At 40.1% G+C, this 16546-nt stretch carries 21 protein-coding genes; 19 read left to right on the top strand and 2 right to left on the bottom strand.

The annotated features are described in order from the left end of the window. Positions 1-235: 235 nt before the first annotated feature. Positions 236-1135, bottom strand: coding sequence for an Rpn family recombination-promoting nuclease/putative transposase (locus QM408_RS08405; protein WP_033685284.1), 900 nt, complete (start codon positions 1133-1135; stop codon positions 236-238). A 147-nt stretch (positions 1136-1282) separates the two neighbouring features. Here QM408_RS08405 and polA point away from each other — a divergent pair, with 147 nt between their 5' ends. After that, positions 1283-3916, top strand: a complete 2634-nt coding sequence (gene polA / locus QM408_RS08400; RefSeq protein WP_261150659.1) for a DNA polymerase I — start codon at positions 1283-1285, stop codon at positions 3914-3916. An 84-nt stretch (positions 3917-4000) separates the two neighbouring features. Next, positions 4001-4438, top strand: coding sequence for a CoA-binding protein (locus QM408_RS08395; protein WP_000076488.1), 438 nt, complete (start codon positions 4001-4003; stop codon positions 4436-4438). Between the two features lie 226 nt (positions 4439-4664). Here the strand turns inward: QM408_RS08395 and QM408_RS08390 are convergent, their stop codons facing one another. Next, on the bottom strand, positions 4665-5675 hold the full coding sequence (locus QM408_RS08390) for a YeiH family protein (protein ID WP_020903290.1): 1011 nt from the start codon (positions 5673-5675) through the stop codon (positions 4665-4667). 479 nt (positions 5676-6154) lie between these two features. Between QM408_RS08390 and QM408_RS08385 the strand changes: the two genes are divergently transcribed. From QM408_RS08385 to QM408_RS08305, 17 genes are all read left to right on the top strand, one after another. Continuing rightward, complete coding sequence (locus QM408_RS08385; protein ID WP_173261782.1) at positions 6155-7324, top strand: pyridoxal phosphate-dependent aminotransferase; 1170 nt, start codon at positions 6155-6157, stop codon at positions 7322-7324. Then, positions 7321-8091 carry a DNA repair protein RecO gene (gene recO, locus QM408_RS08380; RefSeq protein ID WP_049502344.1) on the top strand — a complete coding sequence of 257 codons (771 nt, stop codon included), beginning with the start codon at positions 7321-7323 and terminating at the stop codon, positions 8089-8091. Before QM408_RS08385 ends, recO begins: the two co-directional genes overlap by 4 nt. Then, the gene (gene plsX / locus QM408_RS08375; protein WP_049502343.1) at positions 8088-9080 is read left to right on the top strand and encodes a phosphate acyltransferase PlsX; all 993 of its coding nucleotides are present in this window, start codon (positions 8088-8090) and stop codon (positions 9078-9080) included. The genes recO and plsX overlap by 4 nt, the downstream gene beginning before the upstream one ends. A gap of 5 nt (positions 9081-9085) precedes the next feature. Further along, a complete protein-coding gene (locus QM408_RS08370; protein WP_004257707.1) occupies positions 9086-9319 on the top strand; it encodes an acyl carrier protein in 234 nt (77 codons plus the stop codon). Between the two features lie 170 nt (positions 9320-9489). After that, positions 9490-10341, top strand: a complete 852-nt coding sequence (locus tag QM408_RS08365; RefSeq protein ID WP_023947430.1) for a C40 family peptidase — start codon at positions 9490-9492, stop codon at positions 10339-10341. Positions 10342-10453: 112 nt separating this feature from the next. Then, complete coding sequence (locus QM408_RS08360; protein ID WP_414374227.1) at positions 10454-11623, top strand: PspC-like choline-binding domain-containing protein; 1170 nt, start codon at positions 10454-10456, stop codon at positions 11621-11623. 151 nt (positions 11624-11774) lie between these two features. Continuing rightward, positions 11775-11909, top strand: coding sequence for a ComC/BlpC family leader-containing pheromone/bacteriocin (locus QM408_RS08355; protein ID WP_000425302.1), 135 nt, complete (start codon positions 11775-11777; stop codon positions 11907-11909). 505 nt (positions 11910-12414) lie between these two features. Then, the gene (locus tag QM408_RS08350) at positions 12415-13278 is read left to right on the top strand and encodes a GHKL domain-containing protein (RefSeq protein WP_225306576.1); all 864 of its coding nucleotides are present in this window, start codon (positions 12415-12417) and stop codon (positions 13276-13278) included. After that, entirely contained in the window at positions 13275-14006 is a 732-nt protein-coding gene (locus QM408_RS08345) for a response regulator transcription factor (protein ID WP_020903295.1), read from the top strand. The genes QM408_RS08350 and QM408_RS08345 overlap by 4 nt, the downstream gene beginning before the upstream one ends. Before the next feature lie 498 nt (positions 14007-14504). Beyond that, the gene (locus QM408_RS08340) at positions 14505-14633 is read left to right on the top strand and encodes a smi_0059.1 family bacteriocin-like peptide (RefSeq protein WP_049499438.1); all 129 of its coding nucleotides are present in this window, start codon (positions 14505-14507) and stop codon (positions 14631-14633) included. A gap of 10 nt (positions 14634-14643) precedes the next feature. Beyond that, positions 14644-14784 carry a hypothetical protein gene (locus QM408_RS08335; protein ID WP_247947543.1) on the top strand — a complete coding sequence of 47 codons (141 nt, stop codon included), beginning with the start codon at positions 14644-14646 and terminating at the stop codon, positions 14782-14784. 128 nt (positions 14785-14912) lie between these two features. Then, complete coding sequence (locus QM408_RS08330) at positions 14913-15077, top strand: class IIb bacteriocin, lactobin A/cerein 7B family (RefSeq protein WP_247947542.1); 165 nt, start codon at positions 14913-14915, stop codon at positions 15075-15077. 19 nt (positions 15078-15096) lie between these two features. Then, the gene (locus tag QM408_RS08325) at positions 15097-15285 is read left to right on the top strand and encodes a hypothetical protein (RefSeq protein WP_050967306.1); all 189 of its coding nucleotides are present in this window, start codon (positions 15097-15099) and stop codon (positions 15283-15285) included. Positions 15286-15317: 32 nt separating this feature from the next. Next, on the top strand, positions 15318-15518 hold the full coding sequence (locus QM408_RS08320; protein WP_050207636.1) for an SPPN_00645 family bacteriocin-like peptide: 201 nt from the start codon (positions 15318-15320) through the stop codon (positions 15516-15518). A 90-nt stretch (positions 15519-15608) separates the two neighbouring features. Next, complete coding sequence (locus tag QM408_RS08315; protein ID WP_023940558.1) at positions 15609-15809, top strand: hypothetical protein; 201 nt, start codon at positions 15609-15611, stop codon at positions 15807-15809. A gap of 83 nt (positions 15810-15892) precedes the next feature. After that, positions 15893-16072 (top strand): hypothetical protein, encoded by a 180-nt coding sequence (locus QM408_RS08310; RefSeq protein ID WP_247947541.1) that lies wholly within the window; start codon positions 15893-15895, stop codon positions 16070-16072. Between the two features lie 78 nt (positions 16073-16150). Beyond that, positions 16151-16357 carry a hypothetical protein gene (locus QM408_RS08305; protein ID WP_049544737.1) on the top strand — a complete coding sequence of 69 codons (207 nt, stop codon included), beginning with the start codon at positions 16151-16153 and terminating at the stop codon, positions 16355-16357. The last annotated feature ends 189 nt before the right edge of the window (positions 16358-16546 follow it).

The raw sequence follows: 16546 nt of genomic DNA, 5'->3' as shown, positions 1-16546 counted from the left end.
CATATGAATCTTTCTAATGAGTTGTTTCGTCGCTTTTCATTATAGGTCATATGGGACTTTTTTTCTACACAAAAATAGGCTCCATAATATTTATAGGAGATTTACCCACTACAAATATTATAGAGCCTTATGACCTTCTCTTTTTGTGATATGGACTATAGTGAGAGTTCTGTTGAAAAGAAGAAAAAAGTGAACAAAACGATGTTTCAGATTTGTTCACTTTTATTCTATAAACTTACAATAGTGCCTCAAATTCAGCGACGGTCATGCCCAACTGCTGGCTGGCAACCTCGGAAGTCAGGAGACCTTGACGAACCATGTCTAAGAAGGCAAAAAGTTTCCCTTCTTCCCTTCCTTCAACTTTCCCACGCTCTAAACCTTTTTCTTCAGCTTGTTCCAAGGCATAGTCCTGTGCTAACAAGGCTTGTTCTTCGCGTCTACGCTGTTCACTAAACATTTTCCTGTCCTCCTCGGACCAGCTCTTGTAGTCTAGCAGTTGGTCTGCCTGGCTAATGGCTCGCTCGGGTTGTTGGGTAAAGGGTTTATTCCCAAAAAACTCCAACCAGGGTTTGCGAACCTCGTCTTTGCTGGTTTCTCTGTATTTTTTTAATTCCAAGAATGCCATCTTGACTAGATGGTTTTCTTGTCCATTGTTTGTAATTGTTAAAGCCTCACCTGTCGTGTCCTCGCGCATACTAAAGCTATGAAAAGCCAAATCATCTTGGAAATAATTGCTATTCACGATTGCAATGGCATAAACGGGGGCGATGTGTTTGTAACTTTGATGTGTATCACCTTCTCGTTGACGAATTTTTTCGAGATTTTGATTGACCTGACTGCATAAGTAAGCCCACAAACGATTAATGAAAAAATTCTGATGATGCACTTGGATTTCGATAATAACCTGCGTGCCATTGTCTAACTCTGCCAAAACATCTATACTGGTATAGAAATCCTGCGCTGAGTACGGCAGGGAAGGCAAGACGTGAATGTTACTTCCCTCCAAAATCGTCACATTTTTTGCTGGTAAATCCAGCATATCGCGAATAAATTGACAAGTGATTTCTGGATTGCTAAAGATTTTCTTAGCAACCAAATCATTGGTTGGGCTGATACCCGGATGACGTACAGTCATATTGCTTCTCCTTTCATTATAGCACATTTTTAAATCTAGGTTTACTAGATTCTCTGGCTCTATCTATTTATTCGGAAAAAGGATGAAAAATACTCGGTCTGGCTCTTCCCAATGGTATTTTTTGGTGCTTTCCTTTATAATGGGTGTATGGATAAGAAAAAATTATTATTGATTGATGGGTCTTCTGTTGCTTTTCGAGCATTTTTTGCGCTCTATCAGCAGTTGGACCGTTTTAAGAATGCGGCTGGCTTGCATACCAATGCGATTTATGGTTTCCAGTTGATGTTGAGCCATTTGTTGGAGCGGGTTGAGCCGAGTCATATTTTGGTGGCTTTTGATGCGGGAAAGACGACCTTCCGTACAGAGATGTATGCGGACTATAAGGGGGGTCGGGCTAAGACTCCTGATGAGTTTCGTGAGCAATTTCCCTTCATTCGTGAGTTGCTGGATCATATGGGGATTCGTCACTATGAGTTGGCTCAGTATGAGGCGGATGACATCATTGGGACGCTGGATAAACTAGCTGAGCAGGATGGTTTTGATATTACCATTGTTAGTGGGGACAAGGATTTGATTCAGCTGACGGATGAGCATACGGTGGTTGAACTTTCCAAGAAAGGTGTGGCTGAGTTTGAGGCCTTTACGCCAGAATATCTCATGGAAAAGATGGGCATTACACCGACTCAGTTTATCGATCTCAAGGCGCTCATGGGTGATAAGTCGGATAATATCCCTGGAGTAACCAAAATTGGTGAAAAGACTGGTATCAAGCTCTTGCTGGAGCATGGTTCGCTTGAGGGGATTTATGAAAATATCGATGGGATGAAGGCTTCTAAGATGAAGGAAAATCTCATTAATGATAAGGAGCAGGCTTTTTTGTCAAAAACACTAGCGACCATTGATACCAAGGCACCGATTGAGATTGGTTTGAAGGATTTAGTCTATAGCGGTCCAGATGTGGAAAATCTTGGAAAATTCTACGATGAGATGGGCTTCAAACAGCTCAAGCAGGCTTTAAATGCATCTTCGACTGATGTGGCTGAGAGTTTGGACTTTACTATCGTTGACCAAGTTAGTCAAGATATGCTGAATGAAGAGTCTATCTTCCATTTTGAGCTTTTTGGTGAGAATTACCATACGGATGATTTGATTGGTTTTGCCTGGTCTTGTGGGGATAAGCTTTATGCTACAGACAAGCTTGAACTTTTGCAAGAGCCGATTTTCAAGGATTTTCTAGAAAAAACACCTCTGAGAGTGTATGACTTTAAGAAGGCTAAGGTTCTTTTAAATCGTTATGATGTGAATATGCAGGCGCCTGCTTTTGACAGTCGTTTGGCCAAATACCTCCTTTCGACTGTGGAGGACAATGAAATTGCGACCATCGCTAGTCTTTATGGCCAGACTTACTTGGTTGATGATGAGACTTTCTATGGTAAGGGTGTCAAGAAGGCCATTCCTGAACGCGAGAAATTCTTGGAACATTTGGCGCGTAAGCTTGTCGTTTTGGTAGAGACTGAGCCTGTTTTACTTGAAAAACTTAGCGAAAATGGGCAATTAGAGCTTCTTTATGATATAGAGCAACCTCTGGCCTTTGTCCTTGCCAAGATGGAAATTGCTGGGATTACGGTCAAGAAAGAGACCTTGCTTGAGATGCAGGCTGAAAATGAGCTTGTCATTGAAAAACTCACTCAAGAGATTTATGAACTGGCTGGTGAGGAGTTTAATATCAACTCGCCTAAGCAGTTGGGCGTGCTTCTTTTTGAAAAGTTGGGTCTTCCCCTAGAATACACTAAGAAAACTAAAACGGGTTACTCAACAGCGGTGGATGTGTTGGAACGTTTGGCTCCTATTGCTCCGATTGTTAAGAAAATTCTAGACTACCGTCAGATTGCCAAGATTCAATCGACTTATGTAATTGGCTTGCAGGACTGGATTTTGGCTGATGGCAAGATTCATACTCGCTATGTTCAGGATTTGACCCAGACAGGGCGTCTGTCTAGTGTGGATCCAAACTTGCAAAATATTCCTGTGCGTTTGGAGCAGGGTCGTCTCATTCGTAAGGCTTTTGCTCCAGAGTGGGAGAATAGTGTACTGCTTAGTTCGGACTATTCACAGATTGAATTGCGTGTTTTGGCGCATATTTCTAAGGATGAGCACTTGATTAAGGCCTTCCAAGAGGGGGCAGATATCCATACTTCGACAGCCATGAGGGTCTTTGGCATTGAGCGTCCTGAGGATGTGACTGCAAACGACCGTCGCAATGCCAAGGCCGTTAACTTTGGAGTGGTTTACGGGATTTCAGACTTTGGTTTGTCTAATAATCTGGGCATTAGCCGTAAGGAAGCCAAAGCCTATATTGATACCTACTTTGAACGCTTCCCAGGTATTAAAAATTACATGGATGAGGTGGTGCGTGAGGCGCGTGATAAGGGCTATGTAGAGACACTTTTCAAGCGTCGTCGTGAGTTGCCAGATATCAATTCGCGCAACTTCAATATTCGTGGTTTTGCAGAGCGGACTGCTATCAACTCTCCTATTCAGGGATCGGCGGCAGATATTCTCAAGATTGCCATGATTCAGCTGGATAAAGCCTTGGTTGCAGGTGGTTATCAGACTAAGATGCTGTTACAAGTGCACGATGAAATCGTACTTGAAGTTCCTAAATCTGAATTGGCAGAGATGAAAAAATTGGTCAAACAAACTATGGAAGAAGCCATTCAACTCAGTGTTCCCCTTATCGCAGATGAGAATGAAGGGGCAACCTGGTACGAGGCTAAATAAAAAGGGGGCTAGTCCTCCTTTTTTGTAGTAGAATTATGCAAGCCTTTTCAAAATATGCTATACTGATGAAAAAGGAGGATTTCTATGAGTCAAGAATTTATCAATCCAAGTGATGGCGTGATTCGTCAGTATCTCGCAACGAGTAAAACCCTTGCTGTGGTGGGCTTGTCTGACCGTGAGGAAACAACGAGCAATCGAGTGACCAAGGAAATGCAGGCTCGGGGTTATAAAATCATTCCAGTCAATCCCAAGGTGGCAGGTGGCGAAATCTTGGGTGAAAAGGCTTATGCTAGTCTAGCTGAGATTCCTTTTCCTGTAGATATTGTCAATGTTTACCGTCGCAGCGAGTTTCTGCCTGATGTGGCGCGTGATTTTCTCAAAGCTGATGCCAAGATTTTTTGGGCACAGCTAGGACTTGAAAGTCTAGAAGCGGAAGAAATCTTGCGTGCTGGTGGATGTGATGATATCGTGATGAATCGTTGCATCAAGAGAGAACATACACGCTTGATTGAGGAAGCATAAGAAAAAGGTAGCTGATGGGCTACCTTTTGTGTTATACTCAATGAAAATCAAAGAGCAAACTAGGAAACTAGCCGCAGGTTGCTCAAAAAACTGTTTTGAGGTTGCAGATAGAACTGACGAAGTCAGCTCAAAACACTGTTTTGAGGTTGTAGATAAGACTGACGAAGTCAGTCACATACCTACGGCAAGGCGACGTTGACGTGGTTTGGAGAGATTTTCGAAGAGTTTAGAAAATACCGATAAGGGTCTGCATACCAAGACTAGTGAGGATGATGGCAATCCAGCAGATGGCTCCGAGAAGAATGGATTTTCCACTGGATTTGACCATAGCGACCAGATTGGTTTTGAGACCGATAGCACTCATGGCCATGACAATAAGGAATTTAGAGAGTTGTTTGAGAGGGGTAAAGAAACTACTGGACACACCTAGAGAGGTGAGTAGTGTAGTGAGGAGAGAGGCAAGGATAAAGTAAAGGATAAAAAGTGGGAAGACTTTTTTCAGTTGTAGGCTTTGCTTGTTTTCTTGTTGGCGACTTTGCCAGTAGGATAGAAAGAGCGTGATAGGGATAATGGCCAAAGTACGTGTGAGTTTAACAATGGTTGCAGACTCGAGGGTATTGGTCTGGTAGAGACTATCCCAGGCGCTAGCTGTGGCGGTTACAGAGGAAGTATCATTGACTGCAGTTCCTGCAAAGAGGGCGAAGCCGTCATTGGATAGATGAAGCCAGGTGCCGAGGGTTGGAAAGATGAGCGCAGCCAAGACATTGAAGAAAAAGATAACGGAGATGGCTTGGGCTACTTCCTTTTCCTTAGCATGGATAACGGGCGCTGTTGCCGCAATGGCAGAGCCCCCACAGATAGAAGAACCTACTCCAATCAAGGTAGCCAGTTTTGTGTCCAGTGCAAAGAAGCGCTGGAAAAGATAGGCAACAATCAAGGCTATTGAAATGGTGGACAGGATGACAGGGAGTGAAGATTGCCCAACTGCGAAGACTTGCGAGATATTGAGACCAAAACCAAGCAAGATAACGGCATACTGGAGCAATTTTTTAGAACTAAAGGTCAACCCAGCATCCAGTTGTTTATAGGACGAGAGAAAGGGATGTAGGAGCATGCCTATGAAAATGGCAAAAACGGGCGCGCCAATAACAGGGAAGAATCCTCCTAAGTACCAAGATAGAATGGAAATGAGAAGGCAGGCCAAGATGCCTGCTCCATTTTTTGATAGAAATGACATAAAAACCTCCAAATAGAATCTGTTACCATTATAGACCTGTAGAGAGGAAAAGTAAAATAGAAAGTGGAGCTAACAATTATTTGACAAGTAGTGCTAATTATGTAATAATAATCCTACAAGAACTGTAACGAAGTCTTGGCAAAAACAAAAATACCAGAGCTCCACCTCTGGTATTTCTTTTTGTCCAGTTACATTAAAACTAAACTCAGGTTATATTTTTTTGTCGCGCTTATCTAACCACTTTCTGACTATCCACTCAGAAATGACATTACCGGTAATAGTAATCAGTAATGGTGCTAGAATAACTGTAACGAAGATTAGCAAAAACTCACCTCCAAACTAAGTTCGTTAGTGGAGTTGCGACAAATCCATTTTAACATACTTCAATTTGTCATGCTAGCGTTATTCTATCATGTATTTTTGCGGTCGGGGGGCTTTTGTAGTATAATAGAGATACGTTTTGAAAGTAGGAGGTATCTATGGACTTAACTAAGCGCTTTAATAAACAGTTAGATAAGATTCAAGTTTCGTTGATTCGTCAATTTGACCAGGCTATTTCGGAGATTCCTGGGGTCTTGCGTTTGACCTTGGGGGAGCCTGATTTTACAACGCCAGATCATATCAAGGAGGCGGCCAAGCGAGCGATTGATCAGAACCAATCCTACTATACAGGGATGAGTGGTCTGCTGACTCTACGTAAGGCGGCCAGTGACTTTGTTAAGGAAAAGTACCAACTGGACTATGCTCCTGAAAATGAAATCTTGGTTACAATTGGGGCGACAGAGGCTTTATCTGCTACTTTGACGGCTATTTTGGAAGAGGGAGACAAGGTACTTTTGCCAGCTCCTGCCTATCCAGGTTATGAACCGATTGTCAATCTAGTTGGGGCAGAGATTGTCGAGATTGACACAACTGAAAATGGTTTTGTCTTGACTCCTGAAATGTTGGAGAAGGCCATTTTGGAGCAGGGTGACAAGCTCAAGGCGGTTATTCTCAACTATCCAGCCAATCCGACAGGAATTACCTACAGTCGGGAACAATTGGAGGCCTTGGCAGCTGTTTTACGCAAGTATGAGATTTTTGTTGTCTGTGATGAGGTTTACTCAGAATTGACCTACACAGGCGAAGCCCATGTGTCTCTGGGAACCATGTTGAGAGATCAGGCTATTATTATCAATGGTCTATCTAAATCGCATGCCATGACAGGTTGGCGTTTGGGTCTGATTTTTGCTCCTGCAGCCTTTACAGCTCAGTTGATTAAGAGTCACCAGTACTTGGTTACTGCCGCAAATACTATGGCTCAACATGCTGCGGTGGAGGCCTTGACGGCTGGTAAAAATGATGCGGAGCCTATGAAAAAGGAATACATCCAGCGTCGGGACTATATTATCGAGAAAATGACTGCTCTTGGTTTTGAGATTATTAAACCAGACGGTGCCTTCTATATCTTTGCTAAGATTCCAGCGGGCTACAATCAAGACTCCTTTGCCTTTCTAAAGGATTTTGCTCAGAAGAAGGCCGTTGCCTTTATCCCTGGTGCTGCCTTTGGGCGTTACGGAGAAGGCTATGTGCGTCTGTCTTATGCAGCGAGTATGGAGACTATCAAAGAAGCCATGAAACGACTTGAGGAGTATATGAGAGAAGCATGATTCAGTCTATCACGAGTCAAGGCTTGGTGCTCTACAATCGTAACTTTCGTGAGGATGACAAGCTAGTCAAGATTTTTACAGAACAGGCTGGCAAGCGGATGTTTTTCGTCAAACACGCTGGTCAGTCTAAGCTGGCCCCTGTTATTCAGCCCTTGGTGCTGGCACGATTTCTCTTGCGAATCAATGATGATGGGCTTAGTTACATTGAGGACTATCATGAGGTGATGACTTTTCCCAAGATTAATAGCGATCTCTTTGTCATGGCCTATGCGACCTACGTGGCAGCTCTTGCCGATGCTAGTTTGCAGGACAATCAGCAGGATGCTCCCTTGTTTGCTTTTTTGCAAAAGACTTTGGAATTGATGGAAGCGGGCTTGGATTATCAGGTTTTGACTAATATTTTTGAAATTCAAATCTTGACCCGATTTGGTATTAGTCTCAATTTTAATGAGTGTGTCTTTTGTCATCGGGTCGGTCAGGCTTTTGACTTTTCTTTCAAATATGGAGCCTGCCTCTGTCCAAATCATTATCATGAAGATGAGAGACGTTGCCATCTCAATCCCAATATCCCCTATCTGCTCAATCAATTTCAAGCTATTGATTTTGAGACATTGGAGACCATTTCGCTCAAGCCTGAAATCAAGCAAGAACTACGCCAATTTATGGATCAACTCTACGAAGAGTACGTTGGGATTCACCTAAAATCAAAGAAATTTATTGATTCCCTAGCAGACTGGGGACAATTACTAAAAGAGGAAAAGAAATGAAAAAAATCGCAGTAGATGCCATGGGGGGCGATTACGCACCTCAGGCCATCGTTGAGGGTGTCAATCAAGCCCTAGCTGACTTTTCAGATATCGAGGTTCAACTCTACGGAGATGAAGCTAAAATCAAGCAATATCTGACAGCGACAGAGCGCGTCAGCATTATCCATACGGATGAGAAGATTGATTCAGACGATGAACCTACGAGAGCTATTCGGAAGAAGAAAAATGCCAGTATGGTCTTGGCGGCCAAGGCTGTCAAAGAGGGAGAAGCAGACGCTGTTCTCTCAGCTGGGAATACAGGTGCTTTACTAGCAGCAGGATTTTTCATCGTGGGTCGTATCAAGAACATCGATCGTCCTGGGCTTATGTCGACTTTGCCGACTGTAGATGGGAAGGGGTTTGACATGCTGGACCTCGGTGCCAATGCGGAAAATACAGCACATCACCTCCATCAATACGCGGTTCTAGGTTCCTTCTATGCTAAAAATGTTCGTGGAATTGCGCAACCACGCGTTGGCTTGCTCAATAACGGAACAGAGAGTAGTAAGGGCGACCCGCTTCGTAAGGAAACCTACGAATTACTAGCAGCTGATGAAAGTTTAAACTTTATCGGAAACGTGGAAGCGCGTGATTTGATGAATGGCGTTGCAGATGTTGTTGTGACAGATGGTTTCACGGGAAACGCTGTGCTCAAATCCATTGAAGGAACAGCTATGGGAATCATGGGCTTACTCAAGACCGCTATTACAGGTGGAGGTCTTCGAGCGAAACTAGGCGCCCTCCTTCTCAAGGACAGCCTCAGAGGTTTGAAAAAACAGCTCAACTACTCAGATGTTGGTGGAGCAGTCTTGTTTGGTGTCAAGGCACCGGTTGTCAAGACTCATGGCTCAAGCGATGCCAAGGCTGTTTATAGTACAATCCGCCAGATTCGTACCATGCTAGAAACAGACGTAGTTGCCCAGACTGCGCGTGAATTTTCAGGAGAATAAAAGAGATGACAGAAAAAGAAATTTTTGACCGTATTGTGACCATTATCCAAGAGCGACAGGGAGAGGACTTTGTCGTGACAGAATCCTTGAGTCTGAAAGACGACTTGGATGCTGACTCAGTTGACTTGATGGAGTTTATCTTGACACTGGAAGATGAATTTAGCATCGAAATCAGTGATGAGGAAATTGACCAACTCCAAAATGTAGGAGATGTGGTTAAGATCATTCAAGCAAAATAAAGATAAGAAGTTCCAAGGCATTTGCTTTGGAATTTTTCTTTGATTCAAGTGACCGTTTAGGAACAAATTTAGTCTTTCTAGGGACAGGAGAGATATGAAAACAAATAAAGGATATAATGTAGTCAGAAAAATCAATCTCCAAAAAGGAGAAAAAAGAAAGGATTTTCACGATGAAAAAATATCTTTATTCTAGTTTGTTAGTTCTTGCAGGAGGCGTTCTCCTAGCAAATACTACGGTAGCCTATGCTGATTCCCCATCAGCAAGTGAGAAAGAAGCGATTGCTCAATTAGTTAATCAAGGCAAGATAAAAGCTGAAGAAGCTGATCAAGTAAAATTGATTGGTTTTGAAGATAAAGAAACCCAAGCAGAGGGAAATCAAGAGAAGAAAGCTTTCAATCAATATCGTGATCCGAAAGGAACATGGATGCAAACCAATGGTAAATGGTGGTTTAAATACGGTTCAGGTGGTTATGCTAAAAATTGGGAACAATTAGATGGCAAGTGGTACTATTTTGATGACCAAGGATGGATGAAAGAAAATACTTGGATTCAACCTGATGGTAATTATTACTACTTATCTGCTAGTGGTGCTATGGTCACTGGTTATCAACGTGTGAATGGTACACCATACTTCTTTAGAGCCAGTGGTGTATGGGTAGAAAATCGTGGACAGGCACTTGGTGAATATGCCGAGACATTTGTAGGGAAAATCCCATATGTTTGGGGTGGGGCAGATTTGAATAGTGGCGTAGATTGCTCAGGATTTACGATGGCTATTCATGCTAAGTTCGATATTAGTATTCCTAGAGTGACCTATGGTCAAGCAACAGGAGGAAGTTATGTAAGTAATGGTTCTCAACAAGCTGGAGATTTGATTTTGTATAATAGTGAAGAGACAAATGACCATGTAGGTATTTATGTTGGTGGTGGAAAGGTAGTTCATGCTCCATATCCAGGTCAATATGTTTCTTATATGGATCAATACGGTATTACTCAAAATACAATTCGTAGATATTGGTAATATTGTCTAATCTTTCACAATATTATTGACTTTGATTATGAAAAGTATTAGAATATAGCTAAATAAAGAGGGGAAACCCTCCTATAGCTATTCAATAAAGGAGGAAATGGCTATGAAAAAATCTAAACTACTCACACTTGGTTTGCTTGCAGGTGCTGCTCTACTTTTGTCTATCAACCAAGCACAAGCTGCAGATACTTGGGTTAAAAATGGTGCTGACTGGAATCTTTCACAAGATGGCAGTCTAGCTAAGGATAAATGGGTACAAAATGCTGGCTCATGGTATCACTTCGACGGCACTGGTAAAATGCAGACAGGCTGGCTCAAAGACGGAAATACATGGTATTCCCTAGCAGATAGTGGCGCTATGCGTACTGGCTGGTACAAGGAAGGTAACACATGGTACTCACTAGCAGATAGTGGTGCTATGCGCACAGGTTGGTACAAAGAAGGGTCTACTTGGTACTACCTAAAAGGCAGTGGCGCTATGGCAACAGGATGGGCAACTGCAAATGGTCAATGGTCTTACTTTGAAAAATCAGGTGCTATGGTAGCAGATAGAGCTGTCCCAGCCAGTGATGGGGAAAGTTATGTCATTGGTAAGGATGGCTATCTAGCAAATAGAAAAGATGCTGGATACAATATTCATGATATTGTCAAACTTGGAGATGGGCAAGAATATTTGCTAAATGCTAAAGGTGACGATGTTATTATTGAAAAAAATGCTTGGTATATCAGACCAGAGTTTAAGAAGTTTTCTAATAAATATGGAGATGAGGTTTCAAATACTACCTTAGCTCTGGTAGATAATAAAGACGAAGGACAAGAAATTGATCCTAAGGCAGTTGTACAGAACTTCCAAAACTTACCAAATCGCTACTACTTTGATGAAAATGGACATCGTGTGGTTAATATCCCCGCAATGACCACCTATTCAGAGATTAAAAAAGTTGGCAATGATGTCTATTTAGAAAATCCAGGTGCACGACTTCGTCTTGGAGCTACCAGTTTCACAATCAATAACAATAAACTATACTATTTAGAAAATGAGCAAGGTAAGCTCAAAACAGGTTACTTTGTATTAATTGATGATGGAGCAACCACTACACACCATCATATCCTAGCCTATGCGGGTCAATCTGGTGAAATTCTTAAGATGAAACGCTTGCCATCAGGAGTTTCAGATTATCTTGATAAAGAAATTGATGGTTTATATGGTGAAAAAATTAAAATTGAATCTCCACACTCAAACGAATATTATAAAGTGGTTGTGGTTAAATAAAAATAATATCTTCACAACTAATTATTAACACTCTAACCAATATACCATTTTCAGGAGGCTTTAGATTTCTTGTATTTTAAAAGGAAACTAAAGCCTTTTGTGGATTTATAAGGGGTTAGAGAGGATATAAAAGTATGAAAAGGAGTCTGTCATGGAAATGAAAAATACATTTGTAGAATTAGAACAATTTGAAGAGTTAACCCCAGAGGTATTGGAGGAAGTGAATGGTGGAGGGATTTTTGAAGATATTTACCATTGGCTACATCTACTCCCAGATCCAAGATAGTATTTTGATTAAAATGTGTTAACTAAACAGATTTATGATTATATTACTTGAATTTTTAGTGTTTATATTGATTTTAATCAATATTTTAGCTCCTCCGATTTATCTAGGTAGTCAACTCTCTAAAGCATTTTATGACAAACGCTCTATATTTCTTTGGGTAGTTTTTCATCTATTTGCTACCTTCGTTTTTCCGAGTTTCTTGCATGTTGCCAATTTATTATTCTTTTATATAATATTTTGGATTGTGTTAAAGAAAAAGAAGAAGGAAGCTCTCTTTCTTGCCCTTTATCTATTTATGTTTTATCAAAGTATTCGATATTTGGTTTTGACATTTATAATACGATTGATATTTGACTACTCTGAACTATCTGATTTCTTGCATAGTGGATTTGATTCTGTATTTAGTTTGATTTCGTTGTTTTTGTCTGTTGTCATTTTAAGACGATGGGGAATTGATTTCAATATATTATTTTTAGATAAATTTCAATCGTTAGTGACGAAAAGTATGTGGATCTTATCCTTATTGTTTGGTTTCAGACTGTTTTCATCCATCATGTCTGGAGGATGTAATCCTTTCTACGTTCGATTTGATACGACCATTTCTCTCCTGATTTTCATCCTATTTTTCTCTTGGCTCTTTTACATTAAGCATTTGGAGCAGGTTTATCGTGATGAGCAGACCATTCAGAGACAAGAAGATGAAAATCGTTCCTTGCAAGGGATGGTGGATAAGCTGGGTCATCTCTATGATGAAGTTCGAGGTTTCCGTCATGATTTTGCAGGGATTGTCGCTAGCATGGAGCCTGCCATAGCGAATCAAGACATGGCCGAGGTGTCTACCATTTATCAAGATGTCTTTCTAAAGACAAATGAAAAGCTGAGAAAGGCGGACTACACAGCCTTTAATCTTCACAATATCCATGATATAGCCATTCGTAATACCTTGGCAAAAGCCATGATTGTGGCAGATAATCAGGGAATTCATTTTAGTTTGGAGACGGTGGGGGTCGTCGAAGAGCTGGCATTGCCGATGTTGGAGGCTATCCGTATCCTCTCTATCCTCACGACAAATGCTTTAGAAGCAGCGAATGAGGCGGAAAATCCGCAGATTCGAGTTGCTTTGTTGGCAGGTGATAGGAGTGTTCGTTTTATCATTGAAAACACTCGTAAGAAAGAAGAACTGAATCCCAGCATTCTCAGTCAAAAGGGTTACTCTACCAAGGGCAAGCACAGTGGACTGGGCTTAGCGACCTTGGAGGATATGGTTTTTCATTATGATTTGAACTTAGATACCCAACTGGGAGAGACGACCTTTAGACAAGATTTAGAATTGCCATTTAAGGATGAGGAACGAGGAGGAGAGGAATGAGAATTTTAGTTTTGGAAGACGATAGAGTCCAGCAGGGACGGATAGAGCAGACTTTACTAGATATCGGTCGCTCTCGTAATTTAAGATTGGAAATTGATATTGCCAAAAACTATGGAGACGTTGAAAAGTATTCCCAGTATTTTGACCATTACCAGCTCTATTTATTGGATTTAGAGATTGATGGAGAGCGTGAACGGGGCTTTCAGGTTGCTCAACATGTTCGGGAGCGGGATCCTTTTACAAGCATTGTCTTTGTGTCCACGCACTCGGAGGCCTTGCCTCTAGCTTTTCGCTACCACTTGTCTGCCTTGGATTTTATTTCCAAGGATCAGCCTGAGGAGGATTACCGTCATCAGCTGGAGCGCTGTCTGGACTATGTACTGGCAGTGGATAAGAGAGAAAATATGCGTCTATTCACCTATAGTTTTGAGGGAAGACGGGGCTTTACTTTGCCCTACCATGAGATTTTAGCCTTTGAAACCTCAGTGGAATCCCACCGAATCAAGGTCTATTATGCGAATCATTCTATCAAGACCATTTATGGCAGTCTCAAGGATATAGCTGCCAAGGCTGAAAAAGATTACTTTGTCTATGCCAATCGCAATACGTTGGTCAGTTTACAGGCCATTGAAGAGATGACTGCGACAGAAGTGACCCTGTTAGAAGGATTACATTTCCCCGTATCACGGACAGCCAGAAGAACCCTTAAAAAACATCTCAATGTCTAATATCTGTTAGACTTGAATCAATTTATCAATAAGAATGTCGGAAAATTTTCTGATATTCTTATTTTTTTGAATTCTTTTTCGAATAGATAAGTAAGAGGAAAAGGAAAGGAGCCTAGTTCATGTATCTACCAATCTTGTATCCGTGGTTCATTAAATTATTTTTTAAATAAAATTTAATTTAGTTGTTCATTTTCGAAATTTTTTTCGAATAGATAAGTAAGAGGAAAAAGAAAGGAGCATAGTTTATGTATCTACCGATTTTCTATCCATGGTTTATTAAATTATTTTTTAAATAGACTTTAATTTAGTTGTTCATTTTCGAAATTTTTTTCGAATAAATAAGTGAGAGGAAAAAGAAAGGAGCCTAGTTCATGTATCTACCAATCTTGTATCCGTGGTTTTTTAAATTATTTTTTAAATAAAATTTAATTTAGTTGTTCATTTTCGGATTGTTTTTCGAATAGATAAGTGAGAGGGAAAAAAGAAAGGAATAAAATAATGAAAGAACATTATTATGGATTTGTTGAGCTGACTTCGGAAGAATTGACCGATATTCAAGGTGGAGAAAATTGGACGAAGACACTTGCAGATTGGTACGTTGGATTTCGTAGAGGTTTAGGTTTTTAGGGGATAAGCGATGAATGAAATGAATGATAAGTGTACTATTGAAGTATTAAAGGAAAGCGACTTAGCTTTGCTGGTGGGTGGTAGCAAGGAAAGTTATCAACGGGGTTTAATTACAGGTCTATTGTTACGTCGTGCATTATTTGGATTCTAAGATAATATTTAGAGAGTAAAGGTTATCTATAACAACGAATAGAATATATGAAAAAGGAAAGACAAAAAACTACCTTTTTCAATTGTTAATAATCAAAAAAGGAGAATAAGATGGAAAAATTTAAAAATATGGAAGATCGTTTTCATGTAATGAGTCATGAGGAAATGGCCGATGTAGAAGGAGGTTTGCTAATTGGTCTGGTAGTAGTTGGAGGAGTCGCAATTGCAGGAACGTTTTTATTGGGTGCGGTAGATGGTGCTTCAGGAGCACATGCTAAGCGTCGTGGACGTTAACAGGGAAGGAAGAGCGCTGATGGAACGCATGATAGAAAGTTGGATTACTAGGGTAGAGACCTTTTACAGTTTGCAGTCAATTCCTGTAAAAGTATTGATTTTCATAGTTGGAGTAGTTGGGGTTTATGCTTTAGGGACATTACTTTTAGGACCGGTTTATTGGGCGGGACAGAAGTTTGGCGAAATGGTTTACAATTATTTATTTTAATAAAAAATTATAGATAAAGAGGAACAAATACAATGAATATGATAAAAATTGAAGAAAGATTTACAAGTCTCACAGAAAAAGATTTAGCAACAGTAGAGGGCGGTCGAGTGTCATGGAGAGGTAATATTAACATCGATGTCCATAAAGTGATTGATAGTACGGGAAGATTTTTCGGTGGTATCTATAATGCTGGTAGAGCATTTGGGCGAAATGTTTACAATGCATTTTATTAATATAGTTTATTAAAATTGACATCATATATTATATTTTTGAATTCTTTTTCGAATAGACCATAATCTGATTGTAGTCAGAGAGGCATTTCTATGTTTTTAAAAAAAGAAGTGATATTATTAGGGGTATTGTTATCGCTACGTATTATTTTTACTATCGTTCAAATTTTAATTGACTATAAAATATTATCAGGACAGTATAGTGTAAATTTTATGGATATTTCAGAAGTATTTACTTATCCAATACTCATTTTAATCATTTACATAGCAATAAAATATAATACAAAGGAGTAATGACGAACATGAATCAAAAGGATTTGGTGCATGTGAATGGCAGCGTTTTTCCGCCATTCTTGTCAGGTAAATAGGAGTCTAACATGAAAACATTTTTATTAGGTTTTGCTGAGGGGTATTTTATCGTATCGCTCATAATCTACATCGCAACGTATTTGATTTTGAGAAATCCAACCAATACCCTATTTTATCCAGAAATTTACCCTGTTTTATTTGGGCTCTTTTATCTAGGATATAAGGCCAATAAAAAGCAAGTAGAGTGAGCAGTTAAGAATGACTTGTTAGTCTTCGCTGAAAATGGTTAGAGTAGAATCTAAGAATGCACCACATTGGAGTTTAATATGAAATTCGTTAAATCAGTATTGAAAGTTTTGCCTGAAATCATGGTATTACTTAGTTCAATGTCTTATATCATCATCAGATTAGTGGCTGACATAAATAAAGTATCTTTACCTACTTGGTTTGATAATTTTAATATACCCACGGTTGCATTATTTATGATGGTCTTCATTCTTTTATACAGAAGTAAAGAAAAAAAGAATAGATAGATTTGAAGCGGTAGACGCTCTATAGGGAATAGGTGTCTTATAGTAACGAATCAAAAAAAAGGAGTAACTATGAATCGTAATTTAGAACGGTGTTATCTATTCTGACTAGGAATAGATTATACCAGAGGTGGCTTAGAAATAGCAGGGACATTAGTAATTGAAGTAATGAATAGGATGTTGTAAATGTTA

Origin of the sequence: Streptococcus mitis (genome assembly GCF_047464965.1) — a bacterium.
GTDB lineage: Bacteria > Bacillota > Bacilli > Lactobacillales > Streptococcaceae > Streptococcus > Streptococcus mitis_DU.
Note: the sequence above shows the minus strand (reverse complement) of the source record. Positions and strands in the feature narration are given on the sequence as shown.

What these genes read in the sequence shown, in the direction of transcription:
- QM408_RS08390 (WP_020903290.1), bottom strand. Translation starts at nt 5,675, where the DNA reads ATGTCATTTCTATCAAAAAATGGAGCAGGCATCTTGGCCTGCCTTCTC.
- recO (WP_049502344.1), top strand. Translation starts at nt 7,321, where the DNA reads ATGATTCAGTCTATCACGAGTCAAGGCTTGGTGCTCTACAATCGTAAC.
- QM408_RS08330 (WP_247947542.1), top strand. Translation starts at nt 14,913, where the DNA reads ATGGAAGATCGTTTTCATGTAATGAGTCATGAGGAAATGGCCGATGTA.
- QM408_RS08305 (WP_049544737.1), top strand. Translation starts at nt 16,151, where the DNA reads ATGAAATTCGTTAAATCAGTATTGAAAGTTTTGCCTGAAATCATGGTA.
- QM408_RS08405 (WP_033685284.1), bottom strand. Translation starts at nt 1,135, where the DNA reads ATGACTGTACGTCATCCGGGTATCAGCCCAACCAATGATTTGGTTGCT.
- QM408_RS08385 (WP_173261782.1), top strand. Translation starts at nt 6,155, where the DNA reads ATGGACTTAACTAAGCGCTTTAATAAACAGTTAGATAAGATTCAAGTT.
- QM408_RS08340 (WP_049499438.1), top strand. Translation starts at nt 14,505, where the DNA reads ATGAAAGAACATTATTATGGATTTGTTGAGCTGACTTCGGAAGAATTG.
- QM408_RS08345 (WP_020903295.1), top strand. Translation starts at nt 13,275, where the DNA reads ATGAGAATTTTAGTTTTGGAAGACGATAGAGTCCAGCAGGGACGGATA.
- QM408_RS08320 (WP_050207636.1), top strand. Translation starts at nt 15,318, where the DNA reads ATGAATATGATAAAAATTGAAGAAAGATTTACAAGTCTCACAGAAAAA.
- QM408_RS08315 (WP_023940558.1), top strand. Translation starts at nt 15,609, where the DNA reads ATGTTTTTAAAAAAAGAAGTGATATTATTAGGGGTATTGTTATCGCTA.
- QM408_RS08395 (WP_000076488.1), top strand. Translation starts at nt 4,001, where the DNA reads ATGAGTCAAGAATTTATCAATCCAAGTGATGGCGTGATTCGTCAGTAT.
- QM408_RS08370 (WP_004257707.1), top strand. Translation starts at nt 9,086, where the DNA reads ATGACAGAAAAAGAAATTTTTGACCGTATTGTGACCATTATCCAAGAG.
- QM408_RS08335 (WP_247947543.1), top strand. Translation starts at nt 14,644, where the DNA reads ATGAATGAAATGAATGATAAGTGTACTATTGAAGTATTAAAGGAAAGC.
- plsX (WP_049502343.1), top strand. Translation starts at nt 8,088, where the DNA reads ATGAAAAAAATCGCAGTAGATGCCATGGGGGGCGATTACGCACCTCAG.
- QM408_RS08365 (WP_023947430.1), top strand. Translation starts at nt 9,490, where the DNA reads ATGAAAAAATATCTTTATTCTAGTTTGTTAGTTCTTGCAGGAGGCGTT.
- QM408_RS08310 (WP_247947541.1), top strand. Translation starts at nt 15,893, where the DNA reads ATGAAAACATTTTTATTAGGTTTTGCTGAGGGGTATTTTATCGTATCG.
- QM408_RS08355 (WP_000425302.1), top strand. Translation starts at nt 11,775, where the DNA reads ATGGAAATGAAAAATACATTTGTAGAATTAGAACAATTTGAAGAGTTA.
- QM408_RS08360 (WP_414374227.1), top strand. Translation starts at nt 10,454, where the DNA reads ATGAAAAAATCTAAACTACTCACACTTGGTTTGCTTGCAGGTGCTGCT.
- QM408_RS08325 (WP_050967306.1), top strand. Translation starts at nt 15,097, where the DNA reads ATGGAACGCATGATAGAAAGTTGGATTACTAGGGTAGAGACCTTTTAC.
- polA (WP_261150659.1), top strand. Translation starts at nt 1,283, where the DNA reads ATGGATAAGAAAAAATTATTATTGATTGATGGGTCTTCTGTTGCTTTT.
- QM408_RS08350 (WP_225306576.1), top strand. Translation starts at nt 12,415, where the DNA reads ATGTGGATCTTATCCTTATTGTTTGGTTTCAGACTGTTTTCATCCATC.